Source organism: Pedobacter sp. MC2016-24, from assembly GCF_015223055.1.
GTDB lineage: Bacteria > Bacteroidota > Bacteroidia > Sphingobacteriales > Sphingobacteriaceae > Pedobacter.
Window position 1 is genome coordinate 564,249 of record NZ_JADFBX010000003.1, and the last position, 16,800, is coordinate 581,048.

The 16,800-nt window shown below is 39.6% G+C and carries 10 protein-coding genes; all 10 read left to right on the forward strand.

Features of this window, described 5'->3' with window-relative positions; genetic code table 11:
• Positions 1 to 33 precede the first annotated feature (33 nt).
• The 10 genes from IM797_RS10620 (at position 34) to IM797_RS10665 (ending at position 16,795) form a co-directional block, all read left to right on the forward strand.
• A complete protein-coding gene (locus IM797_RS10620) occupies positions 34 to 1,449 on the forward strand; it encodes a RagB/SusD family nutrient uptake outer membrane protein (protein ID WP_228098796.1) in 1,416 nt (471 codons plus the stop codon).
• Positions 1,450 to 1,466: 17 nt separating this feature from the next.
• Positions 1,467 to 3,212, forward strand: a complete 1,746-nt coding sequence (locus tag IM797_RS10625) for a fasciclin domain-containing protein (RefSeq protein WP_194127082.1) — start codon at positions 1,467 to 1,469, stop codon at positions 3,210 to 3,212.
• A gap of 56 nt (positions 3,213 to 3,268) precedes the next feature.
• The gene (locus tag IM797_RS10630; protein WP_194127083.1) at positions 3,269 to 4,783 is read left to right on the forward strand and encodes a fasciclin domain-containing protein; all 1,515 of its coding nucleotides are present in this window, start codon (positions 3,269 to 3,271) and stop codon (positions 4,781 to 4,783) included.
• Between the two features lie 32 nt (positions 4,784 to 4,815).
• Entirely contained in the window at positions 4,816 to 8,019 is a 3,204-nt protein-coding gene (locus tag IM797_RS10635; protein WP_194127084.1) for a SusC/RagA family TonB-linked outer membrane protein, read from the forward strand.
• Positions 8,020 to 8,056: 37 nt separating this feature from the next.
• Positions 8,057 to 9,823, forward strand: coding sequence for a RagB/SusD family protein (locus tag IM797_RS10640; protein WP_228098797.1), 1,767 nt, complete (start codon positions 8,057 to 8,059; stop codon positions 9,821 to 9,823).
• A 153-nt stretch (positions 9,824 to 9,976) separates the two neighbouring features.
• The gene (locus IM797_RS10645) at positions 9,977 to 10,498 is read left to right on the forward strand and encodes a hypothetical protein (protein WP_194127086.1); all 522 of its coding nucleotides are present in this window, start codon (positions 9,977 to 9,979) and stop codon (positions 10,496 to 10,498) included.
• 99 nt (positions 10,499 to 10,597) lie between these two features.
• A complete protein-coding gene (locus IM797_RS10650) occupies positions 10,598 to 12,061 on the forward strand; it encodes a right-handed parallel beta-helix repeat-containing protein (RefSeq protein ID WP_228098798.1) in 1,464 nt (487 codons plus the stop codon).
• 373 nt (positions 12,062 to 12,434) lie between these two features.
• A complete protein-coding gene (locus tag IM797_RS10655) occupies positions 12,435 to 13,796 on the forward strand; it encodes a glycoside hydrolase family 28 protein (RefSeq protein ID WP_194127087.1) in 1,362 nt (453 codons plus the stop codon).
• A gap of 28 nt (positions 13,797 to 13,824) precedes the next feature.
• Complete coding sequence (locus IM797_RS10660; RefSeq protein WP_228098799.1) at positions 13,825 to 15,174, forward strand: family 43 glycosylhydrolase; 1,350 nt, start codon at positions 13,825 to 13,827, stop codon at positions 15,172 to 15,174.
• Between the two features lie 19 nt (positions 15,175 to 15,193).
• On the forward strand, positions 15,194 to 16,795 hold the full coding sequence (locus tag IM797_RS10665; protein ID WP_194127089.1) for a family 43 glycosylhydrolase: 1,602 nt from the start codon (positions 15,194 to 15,196) through the stop codon (positions 16,793 to 16,795).
• Positions 16,796 to 16,800: the final 5 nt, after the last annotated feature.

Genomic DNA, 16,800 nt, shown 5'->3' on the forward strand with positions numbered 1-16,800 from the left:
TATATATATAAAATACTGATGATCGTAGTTGTATTGATCAGTTCTTCTTGTGGCAAATACCTGACCCTGGAGCCACAGGATGGTATTATTCGTCAAGAATATTGGAAAACTAAAGAAGATGTCAAAGCTGCCGTTATTGGCTGTTACTCCTCATTGTTAGATGCCGGTCTCATTTATAACTTGTTTACCTGGGGTGAAATTAGAGGCGATATGGTTGCAGCTGGTGCCGGAATCAATGCCGATGAGCAAGATATTATTAATGTTAACGTATTACCTACAAATTCATTAACCAATTGGTCTGCAGTTTATAGAGTAATTAATAACTGTAATACCGTAATTGATTTTGCTCCTCAAGTGCTGACACATGATAAAACCTTTACTCAGAGTAGTTTGGATGCTTATCTGGCTGAAGCACTTGCTATTAGAAGTTTGATGTATTTTTACCTGGTAAGGTCTTTTAGAGATGTACCTTTAAAGTTGAAATCTACTTCTTCAGATGCCCAGCTTGAAAATTTGCCAAAAAGTCCAGCAGCTGCAATTTTAGCCCAAATTGTGACCGATTTAAAGAAGGCAGAACTTAATGCTGTTAGCACGTATGGTACACCGGCGTCAAATAAAGGTCGTGTTACAAAATACACCACCCAAGCAATTCTTGCTGATGTTTATTTGTGGATGGAGCAATATGATAATTGCATTTTAGAATGTGATAAACTGATAAATTCTGGCCAGTTTACACTTGTACCTCATTCAAGTGGCTGGTATACTCAGTTGTTTTATAATGGAAACTCAGCAGAAGGCATTTTTGAATTTCAGTTTGATGCCTCCGGTACTTCAAATCCATTTAATGCCTTTTTGGTTGCATCTAAGAAGAAATTCATAGCTGGTCCGGCAACTTCCGGAGAATTCTTTGCTCCTGATGAGTCTCCAACTCCCATGGTGGATATCCGGGGAGAAGATGCCGCATATAATCCTACTTCTTTTACAATTACAAAATACTCGATTGATAATCCCTCTTATGTACATTGGTTTGCCTACCGCTATGCTGATATCTTATTGATGAAAGCAGAAGCATGTGCTCAGGTAAATCGTGGTCAGGATGCTTTAGATATCGTAACGAGAATCCGTGAAAGGGCAACAGCTCCGGTAATTACAGCTGAGAGTCCTGATGCATCTGATGCGGCTGGCATCTCAGATTATATCCTGAATGAAAGAGCAAGAGAATTTGCTTTTGAAGGTAAGCGTTGGTTTGATCTGTTGAGAAATGCAAAAAGAAATAACTATCAAAGATTGAATGAGATTTTTAACAGGGTCGTTGAACGTGCTGTTCCTGCGGCAAGACAACAGTCTGCGTTGGCTATTTATCGGGATGTTGATAGCCACTATTTCCCAATTAATCAAAATGAAATTAACACAGACCCTGCTTTAGAGCAAAATAATTTTTACAAATAATCACTAAAATAAAGGTTATGAAAACAACTAAAAAAATGTACGGAGTAATAGGCCTTGTATTTATGCTTGTTACTGGTCTTATGGGCTGTAAAAGAGAACATATGACACTAACGACTACAAGTGATGTAAATATTACTGGTTATTTAGATCAGTATCCTGAACAGTTTTCTTTATTTTCTGAAATAATTAAAAAATCAGGATCGGCTGGTTTCCTTGGTGCATACGGTTCTTATACCATTTTTGCCCCGACAAATGACGCTGTAAAAAGCTGGTTGAAAGATTTGAATAAAACTTCAGTTGCAGATATTGATGCAAATGCGCTCAAAGATTTGATTAAATTTCATTTAATCTCGGATACGATTTCAACAGCCAAATTTACAGATGGAAAACTTCCACTAACTGAATATGGCCAATTTCTCCTAACCGGAGCTTCGAATACAGGAGGAATTACAAAATATACTGTTAACAGGCAATCAAATATTTTACAGGCAAATATCAGAACTGGAAATGGAATTATTCACGTTCTGGACCATGTACTTATTCCAGCTTCAAAAACGGTTGCACAACTGATTGCAGATAATTCACGTTATTCTATTTTTACGCAAGCCCTGAGAGCTACGGGTTTATACGATACGTTGAATACTGTTAATAATGTGGATACAACACGCCGGTTTGTAACCGCTATTGCTCAAAGTGATAGTGCTTTGCGGGTAGCGGGTTTTACTACTTACGAACAGCTTAGGGCAAAGCTTTCTACTAAAAATAATCCTAAAGATCATGCAGATAGTTTGTGGTTGTTTGTAGCTTATCATGTTTTACCGGGGGCGAACTATATGGCTGATCTTGTGAGTGCAGAATCTTTTCCTACTATTGCGCCGAATGAAGTTATTGTTACCAAGAAAACAGGTCAGGATGTAATATTAAATGAGGTTACCTTTAACGACGTTACGGAAGCCGGGGTTCCGCTTATTAGAAATTTTAGCGATGTTTCTGGCAGGAATGGAGTGTTAAATGACGCCTCAAAATATTTCAAAATTAAGGTCCGTAATCCAGAGGCTGTATATTATGATTTAGGAGATCAACCTGAATTGCGTGCACAAACGTCATTCTTCCGCCAATTAGGAAAAGCCATTGATATTAATACCTCTGGTAATAAGAGCCTTTGCGCTGGAATTACTTTTCAAAATCCAAGTGCTACAACAACGTCAAATTATGTTGTAGATGGTTCTTTAACAGGAACAACATTTTATACCGCTTACAACGATTATTTAGCCATTCAACTTGGGCAGGTTGCTAGTAGACACACCTGGGTGCAATTTAAAACACCCATGTTGGTAAAAGGTAAATATAAGGTCTGGCTATGCTACAGAGCACAGAGTTCCAAGGCTCCAAATTTACAGGCAACGATGAATGCAGGTACAGCTAATGAACAAACCCTCCCAAATATTGCATCGATGATTTCTTACCTCGATGCATCTGGAGTTAGTTTAAGTGATCCAAACTCTGATAACCTGATGTTGGCACAAGGATATAAAAGATATTCGTATGAACAGCCAAATGGCACAAAGAATAATGCCGGACGCTTGTTGGGTGTTGCAGATATTACAACTACGGGATACCAGACGATAAGGCTAACTTGTGTTAATGGAACCTATGGCGCAGTGAGTTGGTTGGATATGATCCATTTTATTCCAATTGATCAGGATCAAAAGAGCTGCAGGTTTAAAAAGACCAGTACTGACGCAAAAATTTGTGGATATTAAAATCTGCGCAATTCGTGGTCGGAAATTTATTTATCCGGCCACCTAAAACAATTTAAATGATTTTAAGTGAAAAATATATGATAGGCAATACTACCCGATTTTTAATGTTTGTTATGCTTTGTGTATTGAGCGTAATGACCGCCTGTAAAGATACCTGGAAAGAGCGGGGAATGGTTTCAGGCGAAGCAATGACCTTAAGTGTGATGGATAAAATTAATGCGAATGCGAACCTTTCCACATTTAGTGGATATTTAATAAAAACTGGTTATGCAGAGATTATAAACACTTCAAAAAATTATACCGTATGGGCACCTACAAATTCGGCCCTTCAGAATTTGGACGCCAGTATTGTGACTGATACGGCCAAATTGAAAGTTTTTGTAGCCAACCACATCGCCAATCTTACTTATGCTACTACCGTTCCCGCAGATACTACACAACGTATCTTGATGTTAAATGGGAAATATGTTCCTTTTACCAAAAATACATTTGATGAAGCCAATATCAGCCTCGCCAATCAATATGCTAAAAATGGCATCCTACATGTCATTGATGGAGCCGCACCGGTAAAACAAAGCATCTGGGAATATGTAAGTTCGGCCACTATTGGCCTGGATCAAAAAACATACCTGATGTCACTTAACAAAACAGCTCAGGATACTAGTCTAGCTACAATCACTGGTTATGATCCAGTAACTGGTAAACCAATATTAAAACCAGGTACGGGATTAGTTACTACAAATAGATTTTTATCTGCGGTTAAAAATGTAAGCAACGAACAAAATCAGTATACTTTCTTTTTACTCGCTGACGCATCTTTTGGCGCTGAAAAAGCAAAATTGACTAAGTATTACAACAGTACCAGCATTTTTCCAGATAGCACAACAACCAACCTCACCTCCTGGAACGTAGTTAAAGATCTAGCAGTAAGCGGGTCTTACTCTCCGAATCAACTTCCGGCCCAACTTCTGTCTGTTAATAATGTTAACATACCAATTAATAAAAGTGCAATCATCGCATCTTATAAGGCGAGTAATGGTTGGGTTTATGTAATGAGTAGTATGAATTTTTCCGTAGCAGAAAAAATTCCAACAATCACTGTTGAAGGTGAAGTTGTGAGTAGTTTTAGTTCAAGCGGAATTTCAGGAAGTGTATTTTATCCGATAAGATCAGATAATAAAGGCATCCCTTACAAGACGCTTGAAGTCTATCGTTCGGGAGTATCTGCGCTTAATGTAAACTATCGTTTAAGAAATATTCCTTCTGCAACATATAAAGTTTACTGGAGAGCAATTGCAGGAACAACAGGAGATCCGCAAACAGTAACTTTTAACCAGAAGCTTGTATTCAATAGCTCAAATATTGCAACAGATTTAGGATATAAGCCAGTTTCGGTTGCTTCAACTGATGCTACAGCGAATGCAATAGCCTATTCTGATCTTTATATTGGAGATTGTATAGTCACTAAATATGGTAATGTGACCATGTCGCTTGTTTCTGCGGCTAGTACAGCTGTGAATGTTAATACTTTGCTGTTAGACTATGTGAAATTAGTTCCGGTAATCCAATAATTAAGACAAGGCTATTTCAAATAAACTATATTATGTTTAAAACCACCTCATTTTTTAAAAGTTTACCAGTAACACTGATGTTTCTAATTGCATCAACTGCAGTTTTTTCACAAACAGATTCAGTAGGTAAAGCCGTAGACTCGGTTACCATTGTTCCCAAGAAAAAAAGTACCGGACCAAAGCTAAAAGGTACAGTAGTAGATGCAGCAACAGGAAAAGGTTTGTCCGGACTTAATGTGCGTGTAGAGGGATTTTCCGCAGCTTTGACTGATGAAAAAGGTAAGTTTTCTCTGACCGTGCCCGATTATAATGCTATTGTTACGGTTTCTGGGGCGGGTTTTCAAGAGAAGGAGATCCCTTTAAGGGGGATGAAAGACCTCGTTGTACGATTACACGAAGAATCATTTACATCGTTGTACGATGAGGCCAGCTATGCGTTTGATTCAAAAAGATTAAGTTACATTGCTGGAGCTGTAAATGCAGTAAGTACTGGTGGCAGCTGGAAATTAAATGCTGAAACTCCTGATACTTACCTCCAGGGCCGAATTCCCGGCTTAAACGTAATCCGACGCTCAGGAACGGCTGGTATTGGCGCTAATTTATTCTTAAGGGGTTTTACATCCATTAATTCGACAAATCAGCCCTTGTTTGTAGTCGACGGAATGATCTATGATAGTAATAATTACGGATCAAGTTTAATTGGAGGGCATGTTAACAACCCGCTTCAGTATATAGATGTTAAAGATATCGATAACATTACTGTGGTTAAAGATGGAACTGCGTCAATTTATGGTACAAAATCCGCAAACGGGGTTGTTTTTATCAACACCAATCAAGCTAAAGAATTGGCTACAAAAATTGATTTTTCGCTTTATGGAGGTGTTAATCTTGAACCGAAGCAATTGCCTTTGATGAACTCGAATGGATATCGACTTTATCTTTCTGATCTTTTGCAAAGTGGGGGCATACCGAGTAGTCAGGTTGCAGCTTTACCTTACATGAATGATCAATTGAATCCGAATTATTATACTTACCATAACAATACCAATTGGCAGGATCAGGTTTTTAGAACAAGCTATAACCAGAATTATTTTCTGAAAATCACAGGAGGAGATGATATCGCAAAATATGCACTTTCAATTGGTTATATAAAGAATAAAGGAGTAATTGATAGCACTGATTTGATTAAATATAATACACGTTTTAATGCTGAATTTAAACTGACTTCTAAACTTACTGCCAATGCGAATTTAGCTTTTACATATGCTGAACAAAATCTGAGGGACCAGGGATTATCAACCACAACCAGCCCAATATTTTCTGCCTTGGTTAAAGCACCTTTTTTACGACCAAATGAGGTTGATGCGAATAATAATGTATCGCCAAGTTTATCCGATGTAGATATTTTCTCAGTCAGTAATCCACGTTCTCTGATTAACACTGCGCAATCGGCCACTAAAAATTACAGATTTTTTGGCTCTATTAACTTTAACTATAAACTAGGTAAAAACCTGAATTTGTCCTCTTTAATTGGAGTGACTTACGATAAGCAACGTGAGAGCTATTTTATACCTAGAAAAGGAGTGTCAAACGACACGCTTAGAAATGCGATTGCTGATAGTCGTTTAGCTTCACAGGTTCAGCGTGTATACAATCTGTATAGTGACACAAGGATTAGTTACCAAAAAACCTTTAATAGGCTACACAACGTTTCTGCCACTGCAGGATTTAGATACACCAATAGCGAAAGCGAAAGTGATTATGCGAGAACCTATAATTCAGCTACGGATCAGTTAATTAGTATTGGAAACGGTTCAGCAGCGTTAAGAGAGCTGGGCGGGGACATTGGAAAGTACAGATGGTTAAACAATTACTTAGCGGCCTCTTATGATTTTAGCCGTAAATATTTTCTTAATTTAAATCTTGCTGTCGATGGTTCATCTCGCTTCGGTACAGAGGCAAAAGATGGTTTTAAAATTGGCGGGTCTCCTTTTGCTGTTTTGCCATCGGTATCGGCAGCCTGGCTGATTTCTTCAGAGCAGTTTATGTCAAATATGACTGCCATTGATTTGTTAAAGGTTCGCGCTAGTTATGGGCTTACCGGAAATGATGATATTGGTAACTATACCTCCCGTCAATATTATGTGAAACAGAATCTACTGGGCTTATCAGGTTTGGTAAGGGGGAATTTTGGAAACCCTGAATTGCAATGGGAAAAGGTAGCGAAAGCTAATCTTGGAATTGACGCTGCTTTCTTAAACGAAAATCTATCTTTATCTATTGACTTTTACAGCAATAAAACATCAAAAATGCTTATTTATGAGCCGACTGAAACAGTCAGCGGACTAGCACTTGTTGTTGCTAATTCGGGCTCAATGCGTACAAATGGCGTAGACATTGGTTTAAACTCGAGGATCCTGAACAAAAGTTTGAAATGGGATCTGGGCTTAACCTATAACACTTATAAAAATAAAGTTTTATCACTTCCGAATGATAATGGAAGCCTACTAAATTCATATGGAGGAGCCACATACATTACACAAAAAGGAAGCGCTGCAAATCTCTTCTTCGGATACAAAACGAGTGGGGTTTACAGCAGCAATGCAGATGCTGCAAGCACAGGTTATACAATAAAAACCCCAGTAGGTAATTCTGTTGCTTTTTCAGGCGGTGACGTTAGATTTGCAGATGTCAATGGAGATAAAATCATAGATGATCGTGACCGTGTGGTTATAGGTAACCCCAATCCTGATTTTACAGGTAGTTTTAGTAACAAATTTGTATATAAAAATTGGTCGCTGGATGCTTTGTTTACGTTTAGCTATGGTAATGATCTTTATAACTATACCCGTTCAAACCTGGAATCAGCAAGCAATTACAATAATCAAAGTATTGCAGTTCTGAACCGCTGGAAAATGGAAGGACAGGTGACCGATATTCCCAAGGCCACTTTAAACGATCCGATGGGAAATGCCCGGTTCTCGGATCGTTGGATTGAGGATGGTTCCTATCTTAGATTACGTACGTTGGCTTTAGGTTATAACATTCCCTTAAAAACAAAAGCACTTAAATATGCGAAAGTTTATGTAACCGGAAATAATCTGTTCGTAATTACCAAGTATTTAGGATACGACCCTGAATTTAATGCGACCGGAAGTATTTATACGCAGGGCGTTGATACTACAGTTGAACCTTTGGTCAGGTCATTTCAACTTGGAGTAAGGATAGGGTTATAAGTGTCTGTTGATTAAAGGAATTATAAAATTGCATAGAATGAAAAAGATATTATTTATTAAAATGTCAGTCCTGATAGCAATAATGGCTATCACTTTAGGGGGATGTAAAAAGGTGTTTGAAGTGTTACCTGAAGATAAGCTGGATATCAACAATGCTTATAAAAATGTAGCTGATGCAGATGCTGCTGTAATCGGAATTTACGGCAAATTTCAAAATTTGGCCAAGCAGTATGTATTGCTTAATGAAGTTCGGGCAGATTTGCTTGATGTAACCAATAATGCAGATCCCTATTTGAAACAATTGAATACGCATTCAGTTACGGGTGATAATCCGTATGCAGATCCGCGGCCTTTTTATGAAGTTATCCTGAATTGTAATGATGTTTTGAAGAATTTCAATATCATGAATGAAAAGCACCTGATGAGTGTGGATGATTATCAGAAAAGGTATTCTGATATCCTTACGTTGCGCTGTTTTTTATACTTACAGTTAGGGATTCAATATGGTTCCGTACCGTATGTAACAGATGCTTTGTCAAGTGTAGATGATTTAAAGAATGAATCTTTATTCCCTAAGTTGAATTTAGATGCATTGCTGGATAAACTGATCGCGGATATGAAACAAATGCCTTATATCAGTAGCTATAGTTATCCAACAGGATCTTCATTGTCCATTACAACTGATGGAAGTAATACGCAAAGGATGTTTATTAATAAATATTACATGTTAGGTGAATTGCAGTTATGGAAGGGTAATTATTTAGAGGCTGCAAAAAATTATAAAAATGTAATGGAAACAGAAGCTACCAATACCAATACAAATTCAATGTTTAACACCTTTCACGTAAATTACAATGATGGCACCTACGGAAATGGTGTTTCTTATACAGATGGAGGCACCAATTATGGTGGTTTGCACTCTGAATCTGCTTTGAGTTACAGCATAACTTACGGCTTTAAGTCTATGTTTTGTTTGTCCAATACGGCAGCGAATTGGAACCATGAATGGATTTGGGCAATGCCATATAATCCTGGTTTTAATCCAACTAACCCATTCATTGAACTTTTTGCCAATACAGGTGCAGGAAAATATATGCTTAAGCCGGCACAGACAGCTATAGATGCCTGGGCAAGTAATCCTCAGGGAAATGGGATTCCTTACGATGCCCGAGGCAAACTAAGTTATACAACTGTAAATGGCCAACCTGTGGTAATGAAGTACATTTACAACTATGATCCTTTGGTGCCCTTAACCAGAAATGGAATGTGGTATTTGTGGCGTGGTGCTGGCCTGCATTTACACTATGCCGAAGCAGCCAATAGAGATGGAAAAGGCAAGCTTGCATGGGCTTTACTAAATACCGGAATTGCGAACACCTTTGCAGATGCAACTTTGGCGTCTTCTACCAATACTGCGGCTTATCTTGCTTCGATGATCACTCCTTATGAAGAGCCCTATAGATTTAATGCGCAGTATATTGCTTCTAACACTGCCTATCGTGGTCCGTATCACAAAAATGCAGGTGTAAGAGGAAGGTCTGGAGTGGTTGCAATTAATACCAGTTATCAAACAGATATGACCGGACTGGAGTCCAAGCTTATTGATGAAGGATCACTGGAACTGGCCTTTGAAGGCAATAGATGGGCAGATTTGGTGCGTGTGGCCCGACGTAGAAACGATCCATCTTTTTTAGCAGAACGTGTCTATCAGAAATTGTTAAAAGACGGTAATTCTGAAGCTTCGACCGTAAGGGCGAAACTCATGAACATAGAGAACTGGTATCTGCCTTTTAAATGGAAATGACATAGGTTCTCAAACATAAGTTGAAGAGGGGGGAATGAGCAGAAATTGATCTAGCCCCCCTTTTTTTGTGCCTAAAATTTCAAATTTAATACTCCGGAGTAAGCCGAAAATCCTGAATAGAGTAGGCAATAATCATCCTTAATTAAATCAAAAATGAAAAGAATTATTTTTGCAATCGCCTTGCTTTTTGCTGTTGGGGCTGCCAAAGCACAAACAGTTAGCTGGAATCCCATTTACACTTCCACAACTTCTGGCACCTTTACGGCAACAAGCACCAGTACGTCCTACACATTTGACAGTAACCTCCTTTATGCTCATTTTTCTCTTGGGCCAGACGGCCATACCATTTTTTACCATGTTACCGCGAAGAATATTCCGCATAATCCTGGGAATTTAATGGCTGAATTCCAAACCAATATAGGGTACGACGGATGGCCAGGTATTATTTATGCAAGTAAACAGGCATTGTGGAATGTTTCTCCAGGTTCTGGATATGGATCCGATTGGGATTACGAATCTTATCCAACTACCTCAGAATATTCCTATGAGGGTTCTTTTGATCTGAACACAACTGAAGAAGTTCCATTGTGGATTTATGCAGGCATCATGTACTGGGATGAAGCAGACTTTTTTCAGGACGCAACAGTAAATTTATATCCTACGATTACTCCGTAACATGCTCCGTTAATCTGTATGAAGCAAATAGATTTTTAAATTCAGGAGTAAGCCGAAAATCCTAAACAGAGTAGGCACAACCAAATATATCCCTATTGTATGAGCATCAATTACCGGAGCAGTTCGCTGCTCATGAGGCTGGCTATGGCCATTCTTTTCCTCAATTCAGGCTGCGCTAAGCAGAACATCCTCCAAAATGAAAAACTTGCACTAAACAATGATTTAAGCACACTGGCCGTATTGGCTACAAACATCTATTATGTTTCTCCAACGGGACTAGATACCAATCCAGGAACCATCGATCTGCCTTTTTTAACCATTCAAAGAGCACAGACTGCCTGTGTGCCAGGTGATATCGTTTACATTAGAGGCGGAAATTATGTGATGCAAACTGCTCAGATTGCCAGAACGGAAACCCTTTACGCCATTGTAACCTATCTGGATAAGAGCGGAACAGCGAGTGCCAGAATTCAGTACCTGGCTTACCCGGGCGAAAAACCAGTATTTGATTTTTCAAATGTAACCCCAGCTGATAAACGCATTACGGCATTTATGGTCAAAGGTTCCTACATCACCATTAAAGGATTGGATGTAAAAGGAGTGAAAGTTACCATAACTGCCCATACACAAAGTGAATGTTTTAGAAATGAAGGCAGCAATAACATCTATGAAGCTTTGAAAATGCACGATGGCATGGCCAATGGTTTTTACCTCACCAAAGGAGGCAACAACCTCATCCTGAATTGTGATGCCTGGAACAATTGGGATAACGTGTCTGAAAACCAAAAAGGAGGCAATGTAGATGGCTTCGGTTGTCACCCGAATAACGATGGGGTGGGCTATACTGGGAATGTTTTTAGGGGCTGTAGGGCATGGTTGAACAGTGATGATGGCTTTGATTGTATCAACGCATTTGAATCGATAACCTTTGAAAACTGTTGGGCATTCAACAATGGATACTCCTCTGCAATGGTCAGTCTGGGTGATGGTAATGGATTTAAAATCGGAGGATTTGGCGTAACCAATTTCACCAATTTACCCGCTGTTATTCCGCGTCATAACGTACGTTTCTGTTTGGCAGTAAATAATAAAAGTTCCGGTTTTTACGCCAATCATCACCTTGGCGGAAGCAATTGGTACAACAATACAGCATTAAAAAATGCGGTAAATTTTAACATGTTGAACAGAAGCTCCGATTATGCCAGCGATGTGGCGGGTTATGGTCACAATTTGAACAACAATTTAGGGTACAAAGCAAGGTCGACAGAATTGAGCAACCTTAACCTGACGTTGAGCACTGCCAGCAACAACTATTTCCAGTTGAGTACCATAACGGTGAATGATTCAGATTTTTTAAGTCAGACAGAATCTTTGCTTACTCAAGGCCGACACTCTGATTTTACTTTGCCAACCAACGATTTTATGCGTTTGGTATCGGGAAGCGACTTAATTGATAAGGGTGTGAATCTAGGCTTTACTTTTACCGGGGTTAGCCCTGATCTGGGCTGTTTTGAATTTGGGATCAATAAGAGCCCCATTCCTTCGGGTCCTGTGGCGCCTTGATAATTGATTGATTTGAACTTGATAACGATTGTTGCTATGGCTTTAATTCAATTCGGCACGTTCAGATAAACGTGCCGAATTAAATTAAAGCCATAGCGCGCCGCAAGCGGAAAAATCCGGTGGAGGCATTTTGAAATGGTTAATTCCTTTGCTGATCATATTAACCGCTGCATGGTGGCTTCTTGGTAAATCAGGTAACAAATAAATAATATTAAGCTACAGCGTGACTTGTCTCGTTGTAGCTTAAGAATCAAACATTGCGGCAGAATAAAAATGGACTAAAACTTTATAAATACTCAAGCAAAGTATCATTAAAATTAGTACAGGTTAGTGCATGTTGCCAATAATAGCTTGTTTATCTATTATTGGGAATATGAAACGAGTAATACCGGGGCTGATCATGTTATTTTTGACGGCCTTTGCTGCCGCCCAGCAAAAATCACCAGTAGATCTTCAAACGATAAAAGTAAAGGCTCCGTTTGAAATGCCAGCTATCAGAATCCCAGATTTTAGCAAATGCAAGCGGCTGTCAATTGCTGATTTTGGTGCAATCCAGGGAAATAAAGAGCGAACTACCCAGGCATTAGTAAAAGCCATTGCTCAGGCCAATAAAAACGGTGGTGGGGTAGTGGTTGTGCCCAAAGGGGAATGGTTAACAGCCGGGATCCGCTTAAAAAGTAATGTAAACCTGCATTTAAATAAAGGGGCAGTATTGCTTTTTTCCGAGCAGCCAGCTGATTATTTACCAGCAGTCCACAGTAGCTGGGAAGGGATGGAATGTTACAATTATGCACCCTTGATTTATGCTTACGAATGTAAAAACATAGCCATAACTGGCGAAGGGGAATTGAAAGCAAAAATGGACATCTGGAAGCAGTGGTTTGCACGTCCTAAAGCACATATGGAAAGCATCAAGCGTTTATACAATTTAGCGATGGCATATACACCGGTAAAGGAGCGTCAAATGGTTAATGATTCGGCTCATCTGCGTCCGCAGTTTATCCAGTTCAACAGGTCAGAAAATATTCTGGTAGATGGAATTACCATAACCAACAGCCCGTTTTGGACCATACATCCATATTTAGCTAAAAATGTAGTCATCAGGAATGTAAAAGTCTGGGCACATGGCCACAACAATGATGGCATTGATCCGGAAATGAGTCAAAACGTATTAATTGAAAATTGCATTTTTGATCAGGGCGATGATGCGATTGCCATCAAATCGGGCAGGAACCCGGAGGGCTGGCGCTTAAAAATCCCCTCAAAAAATATTGTTATCCGCAACAACCTGGTGAAAAATGGTCATCAGCTGGTAGCCCTGGGTACCGAGCTCTCTGGAGGAATTGAAAATGTATTCATAGACAGCTGTACCGTTGTTGATGGTGCAAAGCTGAACCACCTCATCTTTATTAAAACCAATGAGCGCATGGGCGGCTATGTGAAAAATATTTATGCTTCCAATATCAGAGCAGGTAAAATTGACCTGGGTATTTTGGGCATTGAAACTGATGTTTTATACCAATGGAGAACCCTGGTGCCAACAGTTGAACGGAGACTTACCCCAATTAGTGACATACACCTGGATAATTTACAAGCCTCCAATGTGAAATTTCTTTCCCGGATTTTAGGACAAAAAGAGCAACCGGTTAAAAACGTATTGCTCAAAAATGTGAATGCAGATACCATTCAGGATAAAGCGCATATACAAGAAAATGTAATCAATTTTAAGAACTAGTATGAGGCTGATCATAATTCTTTTTTTGATGGCTAGCTTTGAGGTATTTGCTCAAAAACCTGGGCAGTCTGATGCCATTTACTCTGGTGTGCCCTGGTTTGATCAACATGGAAAAGTGGTCAGTGCGCATGGTGCCAATATCGTTAAAGACAACGCGCGATACTACCTTTTTGGCGAGGCACATACCGATACCAGTAATGCTTTTGTAGGGTTTAACTGTTATTCCTCCGTAGACTTATACAACTGGAAATTTGAAAGGGTTGCACTACCTGTACAAACTTCAGGGAAATTGGGGCCTAACCGGGTCGCTGAGCGAGTAAAAGTGATGAAATGCCCTTCAACAGGCTTATACATGATGTACATGCATGTGGATACACTGGGTTACAAAGATCAGTTTGTCGGTTACGCTACATCAAATAGCATAACCGGCCCCTATACCTTTCAAGGGCCATTGTTGTTTGATGGCAAGCCGATCAGAAAATGGGATATGGGGACTTTCCAGGATCGGGATGGTTCGGGCTACGTGCTCATCCATGGGGGCGAGGTTTATAAGTTGGCTGAAGATTACAGGAGCATCATCGAACAAGTCAATAAAAATATGACCGCTGGTTTCGAGTCTCCAACTATGTTTAGAAAGGACAATCTGTATTATTTCCTGGGGTCGCATTTAACAAGCTGGGAGAAAAATGACAATTATTATTATACCGCTACTTCTTTAAAAGGGCCATGGACATTAAGAGGGCTGTTTGCACCAGAAGGTTCCCTGACCTGGAATTCGCAAACTACCTTTGTATTGCCCGTTGAAGGATCGAAAGACAGTACTTATTTGTTTATGGGTGATCGCTGGTCCTTTCCGAAGCAGGCCTCGGCGGCAACTTATGTATGGCAGCCGCTTACTGTATCTGGAACTTCAATAGCTATCCCCGCTTACCAGGATGCCTGGAGGTTAAATATCAAGACGGGCCTCACTTCGCCTAAAGCAATAAGTCAAAAAATAATCGAGCATACAGATGACCAGCGCATTCAATATACGGGTAAATGGAAAGCTGGCCGCTCGGATACCAAAGGTGATTCATTTGCAGTTAAATTTGAAGGAACAGGGATCAGCTTTTATGCTTTGTCCGCTCCGGATCATGGCTATGGAAGTGTACTGCTCCAAAATGATAAAGGAGCGGTGCTATGTAGTGCTATCGTGGATTTTTATAGTTTAAAACCGATATCTGGATTGAAATTTATAAGCCCTGAATTACCCAAAGGAAAGTATACACTGACAATTTCTGTATTAAGGGAACGTCCCAATTGGTCGGACAAAAGAAAAACAACCTATGGTAGTACCGGATACTTTATCGCACTGGATAAAGTTGTCATCAAAAATTGATTTTAAATTTTAAAGGAACATGATGGTGCATAAATATGCTTTTAATAAGGTTTTGATTTTGTTGCTTGTCCTGATTTGTAGCCTGGATAGCTCGAATGCACAGGGGCAAAACATCAAAAATGATGTATTCTGGAATACCAGAGACGGCCTTCCCATCAATAGCCAGGGGGGCGGGATATTCAGGTTCGCAGATCCGCTTACCGGACTGAAAAAATATTATTGGTATGGCGTTCATTATGCCGAAGCGGATGCTTACCGCAACAATCCTGCTGTAACACAACCAAAAGCAACTTTTGAATCTGTAACCTGTTACAGCTCTGTCGATCTGGTGAACTGGACGTTTGAAGGAAATGTTTTAACAAAAGATCAAACTGATCAATCTGGTAAAACCTGGGTTGGACGTTTGGGAGTAGCCTACGTTAAAGAATTGAGCAAATATGCCATGTTTGTCCAACATGGTAATCAGGTGTTGATTACATTATCGGATTCGCCAACCGGTCAATTTACATGGCATCAGAGAATCAGTATGGAGCAGATGATCGGGACTAGTAATACTGGTGATCAGACTGTATTTACCGATGAGGATACCGGAAAATCATATCTGGTTTATTCTTATGGAAGAGGCCGAAACAAAATATATGTTTCAGAAATTGGTGTAAAAGCAGGTAAGGTTGGCTTGTTAGACTGTACGCAGGTTTTTAAAGGGGAAAGCCGTGAAGGGAATTGTATGTTCAAATACAATGGTAAATATTATATGTTCGCATCAAATATTTATGGCTGGGATGCCTCTTTTGCGTATTACCTGGTGGCTGATGACATTAGGGGGCCTTACTTGCCAACTAACGATATGCTGGTGATGAAAGGAACTTCCGACGATTATGCACATGTGTCGCAGACCGGTTTTTTCTGTACTGTAAAAGGAAAAGAACAAGAAACCATTATTTATTGTGGCGACCGCTGGGCGGATTTCGCAGGAAACGGACTGGGGTATAACCAATGGTGCCCGCTATCGTTTGATGGTAAAATCCCATACTTTAATTCAGTTAGCTCCTGGGACCTGGACGCTAAAACAGGCCGTTGGAAAGTGGGGGACGATAACAACTATGTGAAGAATGGCAGCTTTGAGGCAGACCGTAATTATATTCCCAGTAAGTTTAAACCGGTTCAAACACAATTAACCGGATGGGCTACTACTGTTATTCAGGGGACTGAAATTAGCCTCGACAGCGCTAAATCACCAGTTCTTAACTATAAGAACAGCGAACTCGACAGGCAGATCGTAATCGGTGAAAAAAGCCTGAATATCAGCGATCAGGTGAATTTTAAGCGTAAAATTTTTCAGAAAATTACATCCTCACCGAATGTGAAACTTCAGGATGGATGGTATACCCTTACTGCAAAAGTGAAAAATAGTAATGGTTTTAATAGATTGGAAATGTATGCATTGAGTAATGGAAAAACGTTTAAATACAGTATTGAAAAGGAAAATATTTCCTGGCAAACAATTTCTGTTAAAAATATACAGGTCCGTGCCGGGAAGGTAGAAATTGGTTTCTTTGCAGATGGTATTGCTCATGGCTTTTGCCAGGCAGACGACGTGTCTCTATTAAAAGATCGATAATAGAA